This window comes from Sphingobacterium sp. UBA7631 (genome assembly GCF_002483935.1).
Lineage (GTDB): Bacteria > Bacteroidota > Bacteroidia > Sphingobacteriales > Sphingobacteriaceae > Sphingobacterium > Sphingobacterium multivorum.
The window spans coordinates 149,877-172,466 of the sequence record NZ_DLIX01000002.1; the positions used below are offsets into that span (position 1 = coordinate 149,877).

General features: G+C 39.7%; 21 protein-coding genes. 18 read left to right on the forward strand and 3 right to left on the reverse strand.

The window, feature by feature from the left end; all coding sequences use genetic code 11:
- The first annotated feature begins 3 nt into the window (after nt 1–3).
- From B3P16_RS00875 to B3P16_RS00930, 12 genes are all read left to right on the forward strand, one after another.
- Nucleotides 4–417: an FtsL-like putative cell division protein gene (locus B3P16_RS00875; protein WP_286840964.1), complete on the forward strand. Its 414-nt coding sequence runs from the start codon at nt 4–6 to the stop codon at nt 415–417.
- An 8-nt stretch (nt 418–425) separates the two neighbouring features.
- A complete protein-coding gene (locus B3P16_RS00880; RefSeq protein WP_286840966.1) occupies nt 426–2,543 on the forward strand; it encodes a penicillin-binding protein in 2,118 nt (705 codons plus the stop codon).
- Entirely contained in the window at nt 2,544–4,004 is a 1,461-nt protein-coding gene (locus B3P16_RS00885) for a UDP-N-acetylmuramoyl-L-alanyl-D-glutamate--2,6-diaminopimelate ligase (RefSeq protein WP_286752450.1), read from the forward strand.
- Nucleotides 4,005–4,008: 4 nt separating this feature from the next.
- On the forward strand, nt 4,009–5,253 hold the full coding sequence (gene mraY / locus B3P16_RS00890) for a phospho-N-acetylmuramoyl-pentapeptide-transferase (RefSeq protein ID WP_286840969.1): 1,245 nt from the start codon (nt 4,009–4,011) through the stop codon (nt 5,251–5,253).
- A gap of 2 nt (nt 5,254–5,255) precedes the next feature.
- A complete protein-coding gene (gene murD, locus B3P16_RS00895) occupies nt 5,256–6,629 on the forward strand; it encodes a UDP-N-acetylmuramoyl-L-alanine--D-glutamate ligase (RefSeq protein WP_070564947.1) in 1,374 nt (457 codons plus the stop codon).
- A 30-nt stretch (nt 6,630–6,659) separates the two neighbouring features.
- Nucleotides 6,660–7,859 carry an FtsW/RodA/SpoVE family cell cycle protein gene (locus B3P16_RS00900; RefSeq protein ID WP_046673971.1) on the forward strand — a complete coding sequence of 400 codons (1,200 nt, stop codon included), beginning with the start codon at nt 6,660–6,662 and terminating at the stop codon, nt 7,857–7,859.
- 13 nt (nt 7,860–7,872) lie between these two features.
- Nucleotides 7,873–8,976, forward strand: a complete 1,104-nt coding sequence (murG, locus tag B3P16_RS00905; RefSeq protein ID WP_286803137.1) for an undecaprenyldiphospho-muramoylpentapeptide beta-N-acetylglucosaminyltransferase — start codon at nt 7,873–7,875, stop codon at nt 8,974–8,976.
- A 7-nt stretch (nt 8,977–8,983) separates the two neighbouring features.
- Nucleotides 8,984–10,339: a UDP-N-acetylmuramate--L-alanine ligase gene (gene murC / locus B3P16_RS00910; protein WP_286803135.1), complete on the forward strand. Its 1,356-nt coding sequence runs from the start codon at nt 8,984–8,986 to the stop codon at nt 10,337–10,339.
- Nucleotides 10,332–11,168, forward strand: a complete 837-nt coding sequence (locus tag B3P16_RS00915; RefSeq protein WP_286752453.1) for a cell division protein FtsQ/DivIB — start codon at nt 10,332–10,334, stop codon at nt 11,166–11,168. Before murC ends, B3P16_RS00915 begins: the two co-directional genes overlap by 8 nt.
- Before the next feature lie 25 nt (nt 11,169–11,193).
- Entirely contained in the window at nt 11,194–12,570 is a 1,377-nt protein-coding gene (gene ftsA, locus B3P16_RS00920; protein ID WP_070564959.1) for a cell division protein FtsA, read from the forward strand.
- Nucleotides 12,571–12,710: 140 nt separating this feature from the next.
- Nucleotides 12,711–14,408, forward strand: coding sequence for a cell division protein FtsZ (gene ftsZ, locus B3P16_RS00925; protein ID WP_286727280.1), 1,698 nt, complete (start codon nt 12,711–12,713; stop codon nt 14,406–14,408).
- 88 nt (nt 14,409–14,496) lie between these two features.
- A complete protein-coding gene (locus B3P16_RS00930) occupies nt 14,497–15,639 on the forward strand; it encodes a sugar phosphate isomerase/epimerase family protein (protein WP_070564965.1) in 1,143 nt (380 codons plus the stop codon).
- Between the two features lie 29 nt (nt 15,640–15,668).
- Here B3P16_RS00930 and B3P16_RS00935 read toward each other — a convergent pair whose 3' ends face one another.
- Nucleotides 15,669–16,310: a response regulator transcription factor gene (locus tag B3P16_RS00935; protein WP_070564968.1), complete on the reverse strand. Its 642-nt coding sequence runs from the start codon at nt 16,308–16,310 to the stop codon at nt 15,669–15,671.
- Nucleotides 16,311–16,588: 278 nt separating this feature from the next.
- On the opposite strand from B3P16_RS00935, the gene mscL reads away from it, so the two are divergent.
- The 5 genes from mscL to tsaB all read left to right on the forward strand — a co-directional run bounded on the left by mscL (nt 16,589) and on the right by tsaB (nt 18,810).
- Nucleotides 16,589–16,996 carry a large-conductance mechanosensitive channel protein MscL gene (mscL, locus tag B3P16_RS00940; protein WP_046673978.1) on the forward strand — a complete coding sequence of 136 codons (408 nt, stop codon included), beginning with the start codon at nt 16,589–16,591 and terminating at the stop codon, nt 16,994–16,996.
- 239 nt (nt 16,997–17,235) lie between these two features.
- Nucleotides 17,236–17,394, forward strand: a complete 159-nt coding sequence (gene rpmH, locus B3P16_RS00945; RefSeq protein ID WP_075991291.1) for a 50S ribosomal protein L34 — start codon at nt 17,236–17,238, stop codon at nt 17,392–17,394.
- Between the two features lie 60 nt (nt 17,395–17,454).
- A complete protein-coding gene (locus B3P16_RS00950; protein ID WP_070564971.1) occupies nt 17,455–17,871 on the forward strand; it encodes a ribonuclease P protein component in 417 nt (138 codons plus the stop codon).
- Nucleotides 17,834–18,088 carry a membrane protein insertion efficiency factor YidD gene (gene yidD / locus B3P16_RS00955; protein WP_083295891.1) on the forward strand — a complete coding sequence of 85 codons (255 nt, stop codon included), beginning with the start codon at nt 17,834–17,836 and terminating at the stop codon, nt 18,086–18,088. The genes B3P16_RS00950 and yidD overlap by 38 nt, the downstream gene beginning before the upstream one ends.
- Nucleotides 18,089–18,102: 14 nt before the next feature.
- Complete coding sequence (gene tsaB / locus B3P16_RS00960; RefSeq protein ID WP_070565305.1) at nt 18,103–18,810, forward strand: tRNA (adenosine(37)-N6)-threonylcarbamoyltransferase complex dimerization subunit type 1 TsaB; 708 nt, start codon at nt 18,103–18,105, stop codon at nt 18,808–18,810.
- On the opposite strand, the gene B3P16_RS00965 is transcribed toward tsaB, so the two are convergent.
- Nucleotides 18,805–19,710, reverse strand: a complete 906-nt coding sequence (locus B3P16_RS00965) for a CorA family divalent cation transporter (protein ID WP_070564974.1) — start codon at nt 19,708–19,710, stop codon at nt 18,805–18,807. The two genes, tsaB and B3P16_RS00965, sit on opposite strands and share 6 nt — an antisense overlap.
- Nucleotides 19,711–19,798: 88 nt before the next feature.
- A complete protein-coding gene (locus B3P16_RS00970) occupies nt 19,799–20,416 on the reverse strand; it encodes an OmpH family outer membrane protein (RefSeq protein ID WP_046673981.1) in 618 nt (205 codons plus the stop codon).
- Between the two features lie 191 nt (nt 20,417–20,607).
- Between B3P16_RS00970 and gyrB the strand changes: the two genes are divergently transcribed.
- Nucleotides 20,608–22,566 carry a DNA topoisomerase (ATP-hydrolyzing) subunit B gene (gene gyrB, locus B3P16_RS00975; protein WP_070564980.1) on the forward strand — a complete coding sequence of 653 codons (1,959 nt, stop codon included), beginning with the start codon at nt 20,608–20,610 and terminating at the stop codon, nt 22,564–22,566.
- Nucleotides 22,567–22,590 lie beyond the last annotated feature (24 nt).

Genomic DNA, 22,590 nt, shown 5'->3' on the forward strand with positions numbered 1-22,590 from the left:
AGGATGAGCAGAAATACGATAAGACAGAAAGAATTGAGTGAAGAAGTTCAGGAGGAACTGCAAGAAACTGTCGAGGAAAAGGCGGAAGAAACAGAAGCGTTTATTAAAACGCTTTTTACCGTTGGAGACCTTTCGTTAAATAAAATATTGCATTACTTGCCTTTCGGAGCTTTTATTGCCTTTCTGATGTTACTGTATATTTCCAATCGTCATTTTGCAGAGCGAACTATTCGGAGTATCGATAAAGTGAGTAAAGAGGTAAAGGAATTGGGCTGGGATCATAAGTCTCTCTCTGCCGAACTGATGAAAATGTCTACACAGACAGAAATTGCCAAACGTGTCGATTCTTTGGGGTTGAAAGAGCGTGTGGAACCACCGATCAAGGTTGAAGTTATAAAGAATAAAGAAGATAAATAGGAAGAGTTATGAGTATCAGAAATACGATTCTTGTGCGTGTCTATTTTGCTTTTGGGCTTATCGTACTACTTGCGTTTTTGGTATTTGGAAAAATGGCCAAGTTGCAGTATGTCGATGGAGAGCATTGGAAAGCTTTAGCGGATAGCCTTTCTATTCAGGAACGGGAGGTGGAAGCTGCTCGTGGTAATATTTATTCAAATGACGGAAGCTTATTGGCTACTTCGGTGCCTGAATATGAGCTTCGTTTTGATGCAATGGCGATTCCCGAAGAAGATGAAGAGTATTTCAATTTGAAAGTTGACTCCTTGGCTATTAAACTTGCTGATTTTTTTAAAGATAAATCATCTCGGCAGTATTTGACATTATTAAAACAGGCTCGGAATAAAAAGCAGCGCTACTTGTTGCTCAAACGTAATGTGTCACACCAAGATTTAAAGCGGGTAAAACAATTCCCTTTACTTAAATCTGCACGTGTCAATAAAGAACGTTTTCCAAGTTGTTTGATTACAGATAGGCAGAATAAGCGTATTTTACCTTTTGTCAATCTCGCTGCGAGAACCATCGGTTATAAAAATGTGAAAGAAAATATTCATGTTGGTTTGGAAGGGGCATATGGCGAATATATCGACGGAAGAAGCGGAAAGAGGTTAATGCAGCGTATTGCTGGTGGGGTATGGATTCCTGTTAACAAAGATATTGAGGTTGCCCCGGTTGATGGGTCTGATATTATCTCTACTATTGATGTGAATATGCAGGATATGGCGCAAAGGGCTCTGGAGAAGCAGATGATTACGAGTAATGCGGATGAGGGCTGTGTCGTGATGATGGAGGTGAAAACAGGCGAGGTGCGTGCGGTGGCTAATTTTATGCGCGATAAAGACGGAGTCTACCGTGAAAAGTTCAATCTTGCAATAGCACAAAGTGCAGATCCAGGTTCAACATTTAAGTTGGCTTCTTATCTGGCTTTGATCGATGATAAGAAAATAGACTCGAGTACAACTGTGAATATTGGTAATGGTAATTGGCCAATTTATAAGCATACGATTCGTGATTCACATGCGCCTAAGAAGTCTATAATTTCAGCGAAAAGGGCTTTTGAGGAGTCGTCGAATGTGGGTGTTACGAAGTTTGTATATCAAGCCTATAAAGATAACCCGGATCAGTTTACATCAAAGCTACATTCTTTTGGTTTTGGTAAGACGCTCGATCTACAGATTCCCGGGGAAGGTGTGCCTTTGGTGAAAACGTCGAAAAGCAAAAGCTGGAGTGGGTTATCGTTGGTACAGATGGCTTACGGCTATGAAATGAAAATTACACCATTGCAAACGTTGACATTTTATAATGCTGTCGCAAATAACGGAAAGTTGATAGCGCCGCTATTTGTTAAAGAAATTCGGCATTTAGGAAATACTATTCAAACGTTTCAAGCGAAAGTGATTAACGAAAAGATCGCTTCGGATCATGCTTTAGCAGAGGTGAGGGGAATGATGGAAGGTGTTATGACTGAAGGAACAGGTAGAAGTGTTGCTAGTCCGTTATATAGCTCTGGTGGTAAAACAGGTACAGCACAGATGGCTGATGGTTCGAGGGGGTACGGTGCCAGACGATATCAATCTTCATTCGCGGGGTATTTTCCTGCGGAAGATCCAAAATATTCCATTATTGTGGTAATCCGTAACCCGAGAAATGGATACTATGGTGCATCGATTGCAGGGCCCGTGTTTAAAGAACTTGCAGACATGGTATATGCAAACGATATGGAAATGGAGGGGAAAAAGACGTTTAAAGCGGTCAATGTAGGCGGAAGAATGCCATTGACTTTGCAGGGTTCGAAGGAAGCTAGTAAAAAAGTGTACGATAGGTTGGGAATTAATACCGTGAATTGGGATACAATTGCCCGGGGAGAGGTGGATACCTCTACACGAGGCGTGCCATTTATGGATTTAAAATATAAAGAAGGAATTGTTCCGAATGTGGTTGGCATGGGTTTGATGGATGCTTTATATGTTGTGGAGAATGCCGGATTTAAGGCGCGCGTGACGGGAAAAGGAAGAGTTGGAATACAGTCGTTAGCTGCGGGGCAGAAACTGCCTTTTGGAACGGCGATAAATTTAGAACTTAAGTAAATGATGGATTTAAAAAAAGTATTGCATGCTATCCCTGTACAGCAGGTTGTAGGGAACCTCGAAGAGGTCGATGTGCACTCTTTGTGCTTTGATTCCAGAAAAGTGGAGTTGGGAAGTTTGTTTATCGCAGTGCGGGGTGTTCAGACAGATGGTCACTTGTTTGTAGACAAGGCAATTACCTCGGGGGCAAGAGCCGTTATTGTAGAGGAGTTGCCCGAAGAGACGTTAGACTCTGTCGCTTATATCTTGGTGGCTGATTCTGCTTATGCTTTAGGGGTTGCTGCGGCTAATTTCTACGAAAATCCTGCTGAGCAGTTGAAACTTGTTGGGGTGACCGGTACGAATGGTAAAACGACAGTAGCCACATTGTTGTTTCAGCTGTTTACTGAGCTAGGCTACCATGTAGGCTTATTATCTACAGTACAAAACCAAATTGGAACAAAGATTATACCAGCAACGCATACAACACCAGACCCTATTCAATTGAATAAATTGTTACGGGATATGGTTGATGATGGCTGTGATTATGCGTTTATGGAGGTTAGTTCGCATGCTGTCGTTCAGGAACGTATTGCAGGCTTGGTGTTTGCGGGTGCAATATTCACGAACATTACGCATGATCACCTGGATTTCCATAAAACTTTTGATAACTATATTAAAGCGAAAAAGAAGTTTTTTGACGATCTGGATGCGAATGCTTTTGCTTTGACGAATGCTGACGATAGAAATGGTCAGGTCATGCTTCAAAATACAGTGGCACATCGGAAAAGCTATGGCTTACGTTCTGGAGCGGATTTTAAAGCAAAGGTGATCGAAAGCCATTTCGATGGTATGTTGATGAGTGTTGATGGACAGGAAGTATGGGTAAAATTGATCGGCGATTTCAACGCATATAACCTTTTGGCGGTTTATGGTGCCGCTATCTTGCTTGAGCAGGAAACGGTGAAAGTATTGACCGCACTCAGTACCTTGAAGGGGGCAGAGGGGCGGTTTGAAACGATGAAATCGACTTCTGGTGTTTTTGGAATTGTGGACTATGCGCATACTCCTGACGCAGTTGAAAATGTATTGAAGACCATAAGTTCATTGCGACGTCCAGAACAAAAAATTATTACCGTATTGGGGTGCGGAGGCGATCGGGACAAAACTAAACGACCTGAAATGGCTGAAGCGGCTCTGCGTTATAGTGATCGATTTTTGATTACGTCCGACAATCCGCGTACAGAAGATCCTTATCAGATTATTAAAGATATTGAAGCCGGTGTAGCAGCAGACCAAAAGGCGAAGACGCTTTCTATAGCTGATCGTAAGGAAGCGATAAGGACAGCATATCAGCTGGCTAATCCTGGGGATATTATCCTGGTTGCAGGAAAAGGGCATGAGAAATATCAAGATATAAATGGTGTAAAACATCATTTTGATGATAAAGAAATTTTAGAGAATACATTTAACGAACAATAGAAATATGATGTACCATCTTTTTACGTGGCTTAGCGAATATATTCATATACCTGGAGGAGGTTTGTTTCAATACATCTCTTTTAGGACATCTATGGCTGTAATCGCTTCATTGATTATTACCACGGTTTTTGGGGGAAAATTGATTCAATTCTTGCATAATAAGCAAGTTGGAGAGACAATTCGTGATTTGGGGCTTGAAGGAGAAAAAAAGAAAGCTGGTACGCCGACAATGGGTGGGATCATCATTATTGCAGGTATTCTTATCCCTACCTTGTTATTTGCTAAATTGACGAATATCTATGTGATTATCATGATTGTGACAACACTTTGGATGGGCGCAATTGGATTTTTAGATGATTATATCAAGGTCTTTCGACATAATAAAGAAGGCTTAGCTGGTAAGTTTAAAGTTGTTGGACAAGTTGGCTTGGGAGCAATAATTGCTTGTACGATGTACTTTCATCCAGATATCGTAGTTCGAAAAGGGGTCGATAAACCAACCTCTACCAAGCCTGTTGAAGTGGTTATCAATGAAGGTACAGGTGAGAAGACCTACGCTGAAAACGTAAAATCATCGAAGACGAATATTCCGTTTTATAAAAATAATGAGTTTGATTATGCCAAGGTGTTTAAAATATTTGGACTACAGAGCGATTATCTGACTTTTATCGTCTTTTTAGTTGTTGTTATTTTTATCGTTACGGCAGTTTCAAACGGCGCAAATATTACGGACGGTATCGATGGTTTAGCCACGAGTACATCCGCCATCATTGGTGTTACTTTAGCCATTTTAGCGTACGTGTCGGGTAACGTGATCTTTTCAGATTACCTCAATATTATGTATATCCCCAATTCCGGAGAACTCGTGATTTTCGCTGGGGCATTTGTTGGCGCTTGCGTAGGTTTCTTATGGTATAATACGTATCCTGCTCAAGTTTTTATGGGTGATACGGGAAGTTTAGCGATCGGCGGTATTATTGCTGCCTTTGCTATTTTGATCCGGAAAGAACTATTGATCCCAATTTTGTGTGGTGTGTTTCTGTTGGAAAACCTTTCGGTTATTCTTCAGGTGTCGTATTTCAAATACACGAAGAAGAAATATGGTGAGGGTAGACGGATCTTTTTGATGTCACCATTGCACCATCACTTTCAGAAGAAGGGGTATCATGAAGCGAAAATTGTAACACGTTTTGTTATTGTAGGAATCATATTGGCCATTCTTACTATTGTAACATTGAAAATTAGATAATGATGTCAAATATTGCAACAACATATTATCCTCAATCTGGAAGTCTGGTCATTTTAGGGGCAGGCGAAAGCGGTGTTGGAACGGCGATTCTTGGGAAAGAAAAGGGATTTGATGTATTTGTGTCAGATAAAGGGCTTATTGCAGACCACTATAAGGAACAACTAAAAGCGGAGGGAATAGCTTTCGAAGAAGGTCAACATGACGAAGGCCGTATCTTGAATGCTGCACTGGTTGTAAAAAGCCCTGGTATTCCAGCGACCGTACCATTGGTCGTTGCATTGAGAGCAAAGAATATACCTGTGATTGCAGAAATTGAATTTGCGGCGCAATATACGGATGCAAAGTTAATCTGTATTACAGGGTCAAACGGAAAGTCTACGACGACGATGTTGACTTATGAAATGCTTAAGCATGGCGGTTTAAACGTCGGATTGGCAGGTAATATCGGGAAAAGCTTTGCATTGCAGGTGGCTAAAGAACAGTTCGATTGCTATGTATTGGAAATATCGAGCTTTATGCTGGACGATATGTACCATTTTAGAGCAGATGTTGCTGTTATACTGAATATTACTCCTGATCATTTGGATCGCTATGACCATAAAATGGAAAATTATGTGGATTCAAAATTCAGAATGATTCAGAATCAAACGGAGAAGGATTATTTTATATACTGCCTGGACGATCCGGAAACAGTTAAAGGATTGGAAAGACATCATAGTAAAGGGACCTATTTGCCTTTTACACAAGAACAACTTGTTGAATTGGGGGCTTATTTAAATGCCAACAAAACAATAATTATTAATACACCAAATAACGATACATTCACTATGAGAGCTGAGGAATTGTCATTGCAGGGGAAGCATAATATTTATAATAGCATGGCTTCTGGGTTAATTGCGAAAGTGCAGGAATTGAGAAATCAAGTGATGAAAGAAAGTATGGGATCGTATGTGAATATTCCACATCGCCTTGAACATGTAGCCTGTATCGGCGGTGTAAATTACATTAACGATTCAAAGGCGACGAATGTAAATTCGGTATGGTATGCTTTGGAAAGTTTCTCTACACCAATCGTGTTGTTATTGGGGGGCGTGGATAAAGGAAACGATTACAGTATGCTTGCTGATTTGGTCAAAGACAAGGTGCGCGCTATCGTTTGTCTAGGAAAAGATACGGCTGCAATTCATAAAGCATTTGAACAAGATGTGGAGATTATTGTCAACAGTACCTCCATGCAAGATGCCGTGGTATTGTCGTCCCACTTAGCTCAAAAAGGTGACACCGTCTTATTGTCTCCTGCTTGCGCTAGTTTTGATTGGTTTAAGAATTATGAAGATCGTGGCGATAAATTTAAGGCTGCTGTAATGGAATTATAAATGGTGTAACCCAATAAGAGGAGGAAGGATATGCTACAGAATATAATGTCTAAATTGAAGGGTGATCGATGGATATGGATCATTGTGATTATCTTATCGGGATGGTCACTTTTGGCTGTATACAGTTCGGTGGGTACCTTGGCTTATAAAGAAGGGAAAGGGACTGAAATGTATCTGTTAAAGCATTTCTCTATTATTGCCATAGGCTTTGTCCTGATGTATCTTTCTCACAAGTTAGATTATCGGTATTATGCGGGTATATCCAAAATAATGATGGGTATTACAATCCCTTTATTGTTGTTTACGCTGTTGTTCGGAAGTAAAGTTAATGAAGCTAGTCGTTGGTTGACTATCCCTGGTATAGGTTTGACCTTTCAAACATCGGATTTAGCAAAGTTGTCACTTATCGTCTTTCTTGCAAGGATGTTATCCCGAAAGCAGGAAGAGATCAAAGATGTGAAAAAATCGTTCTTACCCATTATGGGGTCGGTGTGTGGTGTGTTTATTCTGATTGCCTTGGCCAATCTATCTACCGCATTGATGCTGTTTGGCGTGAGTGTTTTATTGCTCTTGATCGGACGGATTAGTTTTAAGCAGATTGCCATTGTTTGTTGTGGCGGAGGGGTGCTCCTTATGATGGTTATCTTCTTTGGTCCCCGTAGAACGACTTATATCAGCCGGGTAAAATCTTTTTTTCATACTGAAAAAGTGGATAAAACGGTATCCTTCCAGGATGATAAAAATTATCAGGCAAACAATGCGAAAATTGCTATAGCAACTGGTGGGCTTTTTGGAAAAGGACCGGGAAATAGTGTGCAACGTAATGTGTTGCCGCACCCTTATTCCGATTTTATTTACGCGATTATCATTGAAGAATATGGAACAGTCGGGGGGGTGATTCTGCTATTTCTGTATTTGGCATTTATGTATCGATGTATACGTATTGTCACGATGAGTCCCAAAGCTTTTGGTACTTTTCTGGCTGCGGGTTTGGGATTTAGTTTGACAATTCAGGCTTTGGCCAATATGGCTGTTGCCGTCGGATTGGGACCAGTAACGGGGGTTCCGCTTCCACTAGTGAGTATGGGAGGAACCTCGATTTTATTTACGAGTGTCGCCTTGGGAATCATCCTGAGTGTGAGTAGAAATATTGAAGAATTAAAAGGTAAAGAAGAGCTGGATGAAAAGCCTAAACCGAAAAAAGTGGTTATAGGATCTATTCCTGCATAATAATAAATTAAGCATGGCAATTCGCGTAATTATCAGTGGTGGTGGAACCGGAGGACATATCTTTCCGGCGATTTCAATTGCAAATGCGTTGAAGGCAATGGATCCTGCAAATGAAATTCTATTTGTGGGTGCCAATGGCCGGATGGAAATGGATAAAGTGCCCGCAGCAGGATATAAGATTGTTGGACTCGACATTCAGGGAATCAATAGAAAGCAGCTGTGGAAGAATATCTTTTTGCCGTTTAAGCTTATGAAAAGTTTAAATAAAGCAAAAAGCATAATTAAGGATTTTAGACCGGATGTGGCTGTAGGGGTAGGTGGTTTTGCTTCAGGTCCATTGCTAATGATGGCCAATAAGCTGGAGGTGCCAACAGTCGTGCAAGAACAGAATTCCTATGCTGGTGTAACCAACAAAAAAGTTGGTGCTAAGGCTGCAAAAATATGTGTGGCTTATGAGGGGATGGAGCAATTCTTTCCTACGGACAAAGTATTGCTCACCGGCAATCCAATAAGACGCGAGTCTATTGCGATAGCGGGAAAAAGAGAGGAGGCCTTAGCGTTCTTTGCGTTAGATCCACACAAAAAAACAATTTTGGTACTTGGCGGTAGTTTGGGGGCTAAAACATTAAATGAAAGTGTTGTTGCTTACCTGAATGAGCTAAAGGAGGAAGAAGTGCAGCTGATTTGGCAATGCGGTAGTTTCTATGTTGAAAACCTACAGGCGGAGTTGACAGGTAAACTTCCAGGTAATATCAAGATGCTGGCCTTTCTTCAGCGCATGGATTATGCTTATGCTGCGGCAGATTTGATTATTAGCCGTGCTGGAGCCGGTACCATCTCTGAGCTCTGTGTGGTTGGAAAACCTGTTATCCTTGTGCCTTCACCCAATGTGGCCGAAGATCATCAGACCAAAAATGCAATGGCATTGGTCAATAAAGGCGCTGCATTACTGGTGAAGGATAGTGATGCACAAAGAGACTTAATACCTGCTGCTTTAACTTTATTAAAAGACGCAGATCATGTCGCACAATTAAGTGGGAATATTAAAAAACTCGGTAAGTTGAATGCTGACGTGCAGATTGCCGAGGAGGTGTATAAATTGGTTAAAAAAAAATAGACGAAGTATGAATCTAGATGCAATAAAACAAGTTTACTTGATCGGAATAGGTGGTATAGGCATGAGTGGCCTTGCACGCTATTTTAAGCATTTGGGCTGTGAGGTGAATGGATATGACCGTACAGAAACTGAGCTGACTAAAACCTTAGTCAAGGAAGGGATTGCGATCTCCTATCAGGATGATATCAACACGATTGATGCTATTTTTAACGTACCTACGACGGAGACATTAGTCATTTTTACACCGGCTATTCCTAAAGATTCGAAGATTAAAGCTTTTTTTGAATCACAAGGACATACGCTCTATAAACGATCTCAAGTTTTGGGGATCATTAGTGAGAGTAGATTTACAGTAGCGGTTGCTGGTACACATGGTAAAACGACAACTTCTACAATGGTGGCACATGTATTGAAAGATTCGGGCTACGACTGTTCGGCCTTTTTGGGTGGAATCAGTTCTAACTACGGTACCAATGTGCTTTATGGAAATAATAATACAGTTGTGGTTGAGGCTGATGAGTTTGATCGTTCATTCCTGACGCTTCACCCCAATATCGCAATAGTAACTTCTTCTGATGCGGATCATCTGGACATTTATGGCGATCGGAGCCATTTGCTTGAATCGTTCCAAATGTTCTTGGATAAAGTTGTTGAAGGAGGTACACGTATTATAAAAAAAGGCCTCGAGTTTGAGGGGCAAATAAGTTATTCAGGCCATGAAATCGCTGATGCATATGCTTCCAATGTGCATGTACGCGATGGAGAGTTCTTTTTTGATTACAAAGATACCAACGGACGAATAGATGATATTCATTTGGGTATCCCTGGTATCCACAATGTTGAAAACGCGGTAGCTGCGATTGCGGTAGCCCGTTTACTTGGAATTGCAGACCAAGCTATTAAGAAAGCGTTGACGACATTTAAAGGCGTGAAAAGAAGGTTTGAATATATTGTCCGTAAACCTGGAGCGGTGTATATTGATGATTATGCGCACCATCCAGAGGAACTGCGTGCATTTTTAACTTCGATGCGGAAATTGTATCCTACGAAAAAGTTAAATGTGGTCTTTCAGCCGCATTTATTTACGCGTACGCGGGATTTTGTGGATGGTTTCGCCGAGGTATTGTCCATGGCTGACAAGCTGTTGTTAATGGAAATCTATCCTGCACGGGAGCTTCCTATTGAAGGGATCAATTCGAGTTGGTTATTGGATAAAATTACGGCAGCGGAAAAACAGCTTGTAACTGCAGAAGAAGTCTTGGAATTTGCACGCGATGAAAAGCCGGAACTGATTGTTACAGTTGGGGCAGGTGATATTGACAAATTGGTTAAACCGTTACAGGCAATTTTAGAGCATGCTTAAAAAATTACGTAACATACAATGGAATCGTGTCCTCTACTTTACACTATTTTTTATAGGTGTAATTGTTGTCGTCGTGATTATGACTATTGTGGGGAAACGTGATGAGCAGCAAGTTTGTAAAGATATTAAGATTGTCATTGAAGGTACAGAAGCCTTTATTGATCAGGCGGATATCTCTAAGTTAATAGAACATAACTATGGTAGTTTCGTGGGAAAGAAAGTCAATGGAATTCCCTTTCAGAAAGTTGAAAAAACCTTACGTAAATTACCTTATGTGTCCGATGCCAGTATACATGCCGATATGGATGGTACGATCAGAATTAATATTAATCAGCGCGAGGCTGTTATGCGGATCATCAACAAAAATGGAAAGGAGTTTTATGTTGACCCCAAAGGATTGAAGATACCGACAACGTTGAAGTATATACCGCACATCATGGTTGCAACAGGGAATATCGCAGAAGGATATAATGAAGCACTGGATACCATAGCAACACCATTGATTAAAGATTTGGTTAAGGTCGTTGAATTTATCAAAAATGACGAATTATGGAGTAATCAGGTTGTGCAGATATATGTGAACTCGGATAAGGATATTGAACTTGTACCTCGTGTAGGGACACAGCAATTAATTGTTGGATCGGCAGATTCATTGGAACAAAAATTTGAATTATTAAAGACCTTTTATACGCAGATCATGCCAAAGGTAGGTATAAATGCTTACGGTGTTGTCAATGTGAAATATGGAGGTCAGATCATCTGTGAAAAACGAGGAAACTGGAGTTTTTCAGGCGATCAAACAAAAAAAGTAGCAAATAATACATTATAGTAATACAGCAACAATACAGGAAATTATGAACTCAAAGGCAGCAGAAATTGAAAGAGAAAACCCAATTATCGTGGGACTCGATATTGGTACTACCAAAATTTGTGTTACGGTTGGGAGACGTAGCTCAGGAAACAAAATTGAATTATTAGGTGTGGGGAAAGCGGACTCTGCCGGTGTAAGCCGCGGAGTAGTTGCTAATATCCAGAAAACTGTGGGAAGTATTTTAGAGGCTGTTGAGATAGCCGAAGCACAGTCCAATGTGGATATTAAAGTGGTGAATGTGGGAATTGCTGGCCAACACATCAAAAGTATTCAACACCGTGGAATATTTACCAAAACCGATGGTGACGACGAAATCATTCGACGCGATATCGAACGACTGATTTCGGATATGTATAAACTGGTACTGCCTCCAGGAGAAGAAATTATACATGTTTTACCACAGGAATTTACGGTAGATAACGAGCCGGGGATTCGCGAACCTATCGGTATGGCGGGGCGTCGTATTGAAGCAAATTTCCATATTATATCGGGACGTGTAACTGATATTAAAAACATCAAAAAATGTATTGATAATTCCAATCTGGAAGTTGCTGAATTGATTCTCGAGCCTTTAGCGTCTTCAGAAGCTGTATTGGATGAAGACGAAAAAAATGCTGGTGTTGTATTAGTAGATATCGGTGGTGGAACCACAGATGTTGCCATCTTCCATGAAGGAATTATTCGTCACACAGCCGTGATTCCTTTAGGCGGTAATATCGTCACAGAAGATATCCGTCAGGGATGTTCTGTTTTGCGTTCCCAAGCTGAATTGTTGAAAACTCGCTTTGGATCAGCTTTAGCTGATGAAAACAAAGAAAATGAGGTGATTTGCGTGCCCGGATTAAAAGGTCGTGAACCAAAAGAAATTTCTGTTAAAAACCTAGCTTATATCATCCAAGCTAGAATGGAGGAAATTATTGAGCACGTGTATTATGAAATCAAATCTTCTGGATATGAAAATAAACTGATCGGTGGTATTGTGATTACCGGTGGTGGTGCTCAATTAAAACATTTGGTACAACTTGTTGAATATATTACTGGAATAGATTGTCGTATCGGATTTCCGAATGAATATCTTTCTAAGAATGAGGTTTTACCAAAACCGTTGTTTGAGGAATTGAAAAGTCCGTTGTATGCAACAAGTATCGGCTTGTTGATCAAGGGAATCCAGTCGCACGAGGAAGAGGAAGATAGCCGGAGAGAAATGCACGCCCCATCTAAAAAAGTGCAGGCCGCTACGGTGACAACAAAAGAAGTTTCTGAACAGCAACAAAAGGAGCAAGGATTATTGTCATGGTTCAAACGTTTTATCAAAGACGGTAATGAAATCGATGACGCAAGTTTTTTAGATAAGAAGTAAGTTTTCCACAATAGTTGAAGTTTTCCACAATTTAACAAATGTGGAAAACTTTTGTTGAAATTATATTATTATTACATTACATATAGTGGGTTTGATTCGTTTTGATATCATCTTCATTGTAAGTTAAATAGGGATAAGTTATGTCAATACAGTTTGAAATGTTAAAAGAACAATCTTCAATAATCAAGGTTATTGGGGTTGGTGGTGGTGGCGGCAATGCCGTAAACCACATGTATAAACAAGGAATTAGTGGGGTAGATTTTATCGTGTGTAATACTGATGCGCAAGCATTGGAATTGAGCCCGATCCCAAATAAAGTTCAATTGGGGATAAGTCTGACCGAAGGAATGGGAGCAGGAGCAGATCCTGATGTAGGTGAAAATTCAGCGATCGAAAGTATTGAAGATATCAAACGTATGTTGGGTACCAATACCAAGATGTTGTTTATTACAGCTGGTATGGGCGGTGGTACTGGTACCGGTGCTAGTCCTGTATTAGCGAAAGCTGCCAAAGAATTGGGTATTTTAACTGTTGCGATTGTAACTACGCCCTTTACGTTTGAAGGTAAACGCCGTCGTTCACAAGCGGAGGAAGGACTTTCGGAATTACGTAAATATGTAGACTCTTATCTTGTGATCTCAAATGACCGCCTTCGTGAGATCTTTGGTAATTTGACGATGACTGCGGCTTTTGCAAAAGCAGATGATATATTGACTACCGCGGCAAAAGGTATCGCCGAAATAATAACTATCCCTGGTTATGTAAACGTCGATTTTAAAGATGTTCGCACTGTTATGAACGATAGTGGTGTTGCCATAATGGGAAATGCTGTTGCCGAAGGTGAAGATCGTGCATTACGTGCAGTGGAAGGTGCCTTAGCTTCTCCATTGTTGAAAGACAATGAGATTGAAGGTGCTCGCTATATTTTATTGAATATTACTTCTGGAACGAAAGAAGTAACTATGGATGAAGTTGCGATCATTACGGATTACATTCAGGAAAAAGCTGGTTTGTCAGCAGATTTGATCTGGGGTAACTGTATTGATGAGAATTTTGAAGACGAATTGTCAGTAACAATTATTGCCACTGGTTTTCAAACATCTGAAGAACGTGATAAAGAACGTGAAAATACAAAGGTGTCTATGCCCTTAACTGCTGAACCGGCTAATTCTTTTATCAAACCTGTTTCTCAGGTAGCACCAAGAGAAGTTCCAGCTACGAATAGTTTCGTAACTCCGGTTCAACGTGTGGATACACCAGCACCTTCTACAAATACTTCTACTCCAAATAATTTGCAATCTGACTTGTTCACTTCGCCCAGAAATGCGGTACAACAACAGGTAGCTGTTGAGGAACCACAGGTAATACGTCATGATTTGGGTTTTGATGGTGGTTATGAAGAGGAAACTACATTTGGAGATAGTGATTTTCAGTTGAAAACCTCACCGTCAGTGTTTCAATTCCAGATGCCAACAGTGTTTGATTCTTACACAGCTCCTTCTGCGTCAGGATATGAGGAAAAACCTACATTTTCATCAAGTACAACAAATGAGCAAGTAGAAGTCCCTCAGGTAGAAGAAGAGCAAGTTTCGTTTGAAGATCAGCTGGTTCGTACAAAAGAACGCATCTTGCGTCTTAAAGAATTGAGCATGAAACTAAAATCTTCTAATGGTCTACATGAGTTGGAAAACGAGCCTGCTTATAAGCGGAAACAAATGTCATTGGAAGATACACCGCATTCTTCACAATCTCAGGTGTCTCGTTTTACACTTTCCTTTGAAGACGGAAATACTGAAATTAGACCGAACAATTCTTTCCTACATGATAATGTAGACTAATTGATTCACCATAAAATAACAAAAAGCCATCCAATCGGATGGCTTTTTTAGTATCTTTAAATACCGAAATAAGACAATTATACAAGCTATGACGACAAAATTAAATAACCCTGTATGGGTAATGAGTTCTGCATTTGATAAATTATCCTTACCAGAGTTGATTCAGACGACCAAAAGAATCGGAGCAGGGGGGATAGACCTTTGTGTGTTTAGAAAAGATGGTACCCGTGAAGATCATACCGCAACGCATTTGGATTATGATGATTTTACTCCTGCAAAAGCGAGGGAAATCATTGAGCTGTTCAATCAGGCTGATTTAAAACTTTCGCTTGGTGCTTTTGAAAATATGATTGGCGGAGATCCTGAGCAACGAGTGAAGAATCAAAATCATTTATTGAAATTGATCCGTATTGCACATTTGCTGGGAGGTGATGCAAATAACGTTAAGGTAGGGACATTTGTGGGCTACAATCATGAATTGGGCAATCAAATTGATGGATTTCAGAAAAATCTTGAAGAATACAAGCGTGTATTTGCGCCCATTGTTAATTATGCAGAGAGTTTAGGTGTAACGATCCTTTATGAGAACTGCCCAATGGAAGGATGGCGCTCATCACGTTATAGCTCTACCTATAACAATCTTCCAGCAGTGCTTGCTGCTCGTAAATTAATGTATGCGATGATACCAAGTAAGGCTCATGGTGAGATCTATGATCCTTCACATGATGTCTGGCAAAATACAAACCCAATAGACGTTATTCGTAATACGGACATCACGCGCTTACAACGTATACATGTGAAGACTACGCGTAATCTACAGACTGCTGCACGTATTGATTGGGGCGGGATGTATCCCATGCAGCATGTTGACGCCGAATTGGCTAAAAAAGCGAATGTAAGTATACCGGGCCACGACTGGGATAGACATCATTACGAAGCTATGTTGCCAGGCTTTGGCGGATCTGACAGTATGGATTGGCGCGGGTTTGTTGACTTATTGCAAGAGCGTGGTTTCAGTGGTCCCTTTGAGATCGAAAATGAAGCTAAAAACTCGAAAGACACGGGTGATTTTTCTGCAACGGTTCAAGGTTTTACAACCTGTCTTAACTTTTTGGCACCGATGCTATGGGATTTAGAAGCAGAGGTGGGGTATTCTTATAAGAAATCTCAACCTTTAAAAGATCTGAACGTAAAAGATGTTCCTGTTGTTACGATGGATGAGTTAATTTAGTATGATAAAAATACACTCCAACAAAATGACTAGTTGTTGGAGTGTATTCTGAACAGTTCGATAAGTTCAGGAATATTAGAAACATTGAGTTTTTCAAAGATTCTGCTTTTATACGTGCTCACTGTTGAAGGGCTTAAGTCCAACAAGCTAGATACTTCAATAATCCCCAGTCCCTTTATCAATTGTTTAGCAACGTCCACCTCTCTATTTGACAAACGTGCCAACGGATTTAGTTTTGTCAGCTCAGACTTACTCTGCGTCAATTTCTGAATGTATAGGTCCTGTACGTTGCTCGACATATACTTTCCTCTATCCTGAATAGCCAAAATAGCATTGGAAAGTTCAGCCATAGCTGTTGTTTTGTTTAGGTAGCCTACTGCTCCGGCTTCGATATAACGTAAAGCATAAAGTGATTCGTCATAAGATGAGAAAATCAAAATTTTAATGCTTGGCCGAATTTGAAGGATTTCCTCAACGACACGTATATTATTTCCTCCCGGCATATTAATGTCCAATAATAATAGGTCGAAATCCTCTACCTTTATTTTTTCAAGAACCTCGTCAAAGGTTTCAGCTTGGAATATTTCTGCTTTTTGAAGAGTTTCTTTAATAATAACGGAGGCTCCTAATCGTACAATGCCGTGGTCGTCTGCTATAAGAATCTTTTTCATAGATATGCTATCTGATGCTGGGCTTTAATTACTGTATGAAATAAAGTACTAACAATATACAATATATCTTGATATTTTACTAGTTAACGGGCAAATATAAGAAATTAAAGTTAATAAAAATTAGTGGGGTGCGGCGTACATGTCTTTTTTATAAAATAGGACATGGGTTAGAAAATATAGCACAATATGAGTTTAACGATAAAAAATTAGCATATTTTAATTAGATTTATGTGACAAATATTAGTTTTGTCATAATTCATGGACTAAAAAATTTAAATATGGGATTTTTAAAAGAGTTTAAAGAGTTTGCAATGCGTGGCAGCGTAGTAGATCTAGCTGTCGGTGTTGTCATTGGTGGAGCTTTTGGTAAAATTGTTACCTCATTGGTTGATGATATTATCATGCCACCCATTGGTTATTTAACTGGGGGTGTTGATTTTTCATCCAAAAAATTGATTTTGAAAGCTGCTGATGAAGCGACTAAACAAGCTGAAGTATCTATTAATTATGGAAACTTTATTAATGTGGTTATTCAATTTTTAATTGTAGCATTCTGTATTTTTTGTGTTATTAAGGCTTTAAATTCGTTGAAACGTAAAGAGGAAGCAGCTCCGGCGGCCCCTGCAGCACCGACAAAAGAAGAAACGCTTTTGACTGAGATCAGAGATATTCTGAAAAATAAATAGGGCAGGGTTTATACTTCATTTATAAAAATCAGCACAGTCAAACTGTGCTGATTTTTATTTTACGGTAGTTGAAAAATTGTTTTTTGAAGCTGTAGCTGAATAAATTAGCTTATCCGTTTTACATTAACTTTAAATGTTCGTAATATTGTTTGTTTTTGTCTAAAATAAACTTTACTTTTGCATTCCTCTTGGGGAGTTTTGTATTAATTGAAGTAAGAACAAATTAGCATAATAGCGTCATGAAAAGAACATTTCAGCCATCGCAAAGAAAAAGAAGAAACAAACACGGTTTTAGAGAGCGCATGAGCTCTGCAAACGGTAGAAGAGTATTAGCTTCACGTAGAGCTAAAGGTAGAAAACGTCTTACAGTGTCTGACGAATACCGTCACAAAGGTTAATCTTTGACAAGGATCGGTGGCCGCTTATAAGAGCTTTTTCTAATAAGATTAAGTCATCGTATGAAAAATACATTTACAAAAGAAGAACGGTTATGTGCGAAAAGGCGTATTGATACGCTTTTTAAAAGCGGTTCTTCTTTTGTCTTGTATCCATTTAGAATTGTTTTTATCTTCGAGAAAAACAATGAGGCTGACGATATTCCCTCCAGTCAGTCTATTATTTCCGTATCCAAACGTAGGTTCAAAAGAGCAGTTGATCGCAATTCGATTAAACGAATGATGCGTGAGAGTTACCGTTTACAAAAATCGAATGATTTGATTCCGTTTTTGTTGAAACATAATGTAACTTTGTATCTAGCTATTCAATATGTAGGCAAGCAGATCTTAGCGTATGATGTGTTTAGCACCGCAATGAATAAAATGCTGAAAAAATTGCAGGATGAATGTGCTGAAGTTTATTTGGAAAAAGGGGATTAGACCCTTGTTTAGTTTTATTTTCTTGGCTATTATTCGTTTCTACCAAGTTTTTATCTCACCGTTTTTAGGCGCTAATTGTAGATATACACCTACCTGTTCTCAGTACGGTAAGGAAGCGATTCTGAAATATGGTCCTTTCAAAGGTGGGTGGATGGCTTTGAAACGAATTGCACGTTGCAATCCCTGGGGCGGCCACGGGCATGATCCTGTACCTTGATTTCTATAATGACGATGAATAATTTAATTTTACAAATTGATACTTCAACCACGATTTGCTCGGTTGCTTTGAGTGAAAATGGTCAAACGTTACAGGTTCTCGATCTCGATGAACCTAATGCTCATGCGGCTAAATTGACTATTTTGATCGCCGAAGTCCTTAAACAGACTAACCGAACGATGCAGGATTTAAGTGCTGTGGCGGTGAGCATGGGACCTGGCTCTTATACAGGTTTACGTATAGGGGTATCTACGGCCAAAGGTCTCTGTTATGCGTTAGATATACCTTTAATCGCTATTAATACGTTAGAAGCTTTGTTTCTAGGGTATAAGGAGCAATTTGGTTTAACAGCAGGTGATGCTTATCTTCCCATGATCGATGCCCGTCGTATGGAAGTGTATACAGCTGTTTATGACCATAATGCTGCATTGGTGAAAGCAACATCAGCAGAAATTATCGATTTCGATTATTTCAATGAATTATTGCTGAACTACAATCGTGTCCATTTATTTGGTTCGGGTGCCGATAAATTTGAAGATTTGTTCAACGCAACGGATCGAGTCAATGTATTGAGCGGATTTGATGATTCCGCGGCTTTTCTGTCGACGTTGGCCTTTGATAAATTTCAGCGGAAAGAGTTTGAGGATGTTGCTTATTTCGAGCCATTCTATCTTAAAGATTTTTTGGTTACTACGGCAAAGAAAAAGGTTGGCTTATCATAGCCAACCTTTTCTTTTGAACCACAGATAAATGGCAAGGGATATGGCCACCATGATCCCCATGGCTACTGGATATCCATAGTACCATTCAAGTTCGGGCATATTTTTGAAATTCATTCCATAAATTCCTGCCACAAAAGTGATGGGCATAAAAAATACGGAGAAAATTGTCAAGATACGCATAATCTCATTCGTGTGATTAGATGAGATGTTGAAATACACATTAAGCAGTTGAGCTACATTTTCCGATAAGTTTTCGTACAAGGTTGATGTCCGGACCTGCAGATCTTTTAAATCCCGGGTATAGACATCTTTTTTTGACGAAGAATGAAAATGCTCGACGACCTCCCTGTAGAGAAAGATGACCTTTCGCGCAACATCAATCTGCCTTTTGATAAAATAAAGATTTTTCAGTATCGGCTGTTGTTTCATGCGTTTGAGGAATATCAATTCTTCGTAAGCATCGATTCGTGTGGAAAGTTGCTCTAACGTTTGGCTAAAGGTAAATACAGCTGCAGTCGTGATAAATACAGCCAGTTTACGGCTATTTCTTGTCTTGATGGACGTGAATTCAATATTTTTAAGTTTTTCTAAAAACTCGATGCGACGTTTGTGTACCGTAATCACAAAATCACTTCCATAGAAGATGGTCAGGCGATCGGTGATTTCTCCGATACTGTCTGAATTTTCTTTGAAATTGTCCGACATGACACGAAGAATCACAAAAGTATAATTCTCAAATTCTTCAATTTTAGGTAGATGTTCTGGTTCTTTGGAATCCTTGATCGAAGCTTCATTCAAATTGAAGCGCTCTTTGATGAAGGCGAAGTCTTCTGAAGTTGGCTCAGCTATATCTATCCATTCGTAGTTTGCGATTTCTTTTTCAACAATCGTTCTGACCATAAATCTAATTTTAGTAAGGACAAGATAAGAAAGAAAATAAAAAAAGCCATCAACTTAGTCGATGGCTTTCCTTAATTGTGATGATCTTCTATTTGTTTGAAGATTTATATTCTTCGTTCAACTGTTTGATTACCTCATTCGTGATTTCCAAAGATGGGTCGGCATACAATACAGTTGGGTTGGTCTTCGAATAAGTCAGCACCAACTTGTAGCCATTTTCTGCAGCATGCTTTTTCAGGAATTCAGTAATTTTATTATAGACATTGTTGAATTCTTCAGACTCGTCTTTTGCAATGGAAGAAGAAGCTGTTTGGTCTAAACGTGCAAGCTCATCTTGTTTACGTGCTAGTTTTTGTTCCGTAGCTTGTCTATCAGGAGCAGACATTGTAGCGGCATTTTTTTGATATTCGGCAACTTCCCGTTGGAACGCAGTACTTTTGGATTGCAGATCTGTTTGTGCTTTCTTTACTTTGTTTTCAAGCTTTGATTTAATGTCTTTAAAATATTGATATTTTTCAGAAAGTGAATCCGAATTTAAATAGACGATTTTATCTTTGTTACTTCCCTGGCTCTCCTTGCTTACCGTATTGGAATCATTTTTTGCAGGTTCGTTTGCTGTTTTTGCACCTTGGTTACATGATGCAATAGTTCCAACCAATAAAAGGCCAAAGGAAACTTTCGATACAATTGAAAATATAGTGTTCATTTTTTTGTTATTTGCAAATTATTACTGAAAACAAACCTAACATAAAAAAATCGAAATTCTAGTTTTTAGTAATAAAAAAGTAAAATTATCCCTGGTATTATAATTCGGAATATAGGCTCAATACTTCCTTATGGACTTGATAAATCGGCCAAAATTTCGTATTTTTGAATATTACATTTAAGAGGTTTTCAATGAGCGAAGAAAATAAAAATGCATCCACCTATTCGGCCGATAATATTCAGGTATTAGAGGGTTTAGAGGCGGTTCGTAAGCGTCCATCCATGTATATTGGTGACACCGGTGTAAAAGGATTGCACCATTTGGTATACGAGGTAGTTGACAATTCAATCGATGAAGCTGTAGCGGGATATTGTACAGATATCTTCGTTACTATCCATAAAGATAATTCGATTTCTGTCCGGGATAACGGTCGTGGTATTCCTACAGGGATCAACAAAAAAGAGAATAAATCAGCTCTAGAGCTTGTAATGACCGTATTGCACGCCGGAGGTAAATTTGATAAAGATACATACAAGGTTTCTGGTGGTCTGCACGGTGTCGGTGTTTCCTGTGTGAATGCGCTGTCTACTCTTTTGAAGGCCGAGGTTCATCGCGATGGAAAGATTTTCCAGCAAGAATACCAAATAGGTAAACCCTTATATGATGTGAAGGAAGTTGGTGTTTCGGATAAGACGGGTACTATTGTAACATTCCATCCAGATGCGACGATTTTCACGCAGACAACGGTTTATAATTACGATACATTGGCCAATCGTCTTCGTGAACTTGCCTTTTTAAATAAAGGTGTGAGTTTGACGTTGAATGATGAGCGTGAAGCAAATGAAGACGGTTCTGAAAAGAAAGAGACATTCTATTCAGAGGGCGGTCTGAAAGAGTTTGTGAAGTTTTTGGATGGTAACCGTCAGTCGTTGATTCCAGAACCAATTTATGTTGAAGGCGTAAAACAAGGTATCCCTGTTGAACTGGCTTTACAGTATAACGATACCTATTCTGAAAATGTCCATTCTTATGTGAATAACATCAATACGATTGAAGGTGGCTCACATGTTGCAGGTTTCCGTCGTGGTTTGACTCGTACCTTGAAAGCGTATGCGGACAAGTCAGGTTTGCTTAAGAACTTAAAAGTAGAAATTACAGGTGATGACTTCCGTGAGGGATTGACAGCAGTAATTTCAGTGAAGGTTGCAGAACCTCAATTCGAAGGGCAAACCAAAACGAAATTAGGTAACTCTGAAGTCATGGGGGCTGTAGATGTTGCCGTAGGTGAGATCTTAGGCGTTTATCTGGAAGAAAATCCACGTGAGGCAAAATCTATCGTTCAAAAGGTTGTCATTGCGGCTCAAGCACGTGCTGCTGCACGTAAAGCCCGTGATTTGGTACAACGTAAAACCGTTATGGGAGGCTCCGGACTTCCTGGTAAATTGGCCGATTGCCAAGACAATGATCCTACAAAATGTGAGATCTATTTTGTCGAGGGGGATTCTGCGGGTGGTACTGCCAAGTCTGGTCGTGATAGAAAACATCAGGCGATCATGCCTTTACGTGGTAAGATCCTGAACGTCGAAAAAGCAATGGAACATAAGATCTACGAAAATGAGGAGATCAAAAACATGTTTACAGCTTTAGGCGTCAGTGTGGGTACAGCCGAAGATGCTAAGGCGCTGAATCTTGAAAAGTTACGTTATCACCGCATCATCATCATGACCGATGCCGATGTGGATGGGTCCCACATTACAACTTTGATCCTGACATTCTATTTCAGATACATGAAGGAATTGATCGAAAGAGGATATGTATATATCGCTACACCGCCGCTATACTTGGTGAAAAAAGGGAAAGAGCATGAGTACGCTTGGAATGAAGACCAACGTATCAATGCGATTCAACGTTTGAAAGGATCAGGTAAAGAAGATAGTGTACACGTACAACGTTATAAAGGTCTTGGAGAGATGAATGCTGAGCAGTTATGGGATACAACCATGAATCCTGAAACGCGTACCTTAAGACAGGTGACAATTGAAAATGCAGCTGAATGTGACCGTATCTTCTCGATGTTGATGGGTGACGAAGTTGCCCCGCGTCGTGAATTTATCGAGAAAAATGCACGTTATGCGAAAATTGATATTTAATTGATCTGATCATAAAAGAATAGA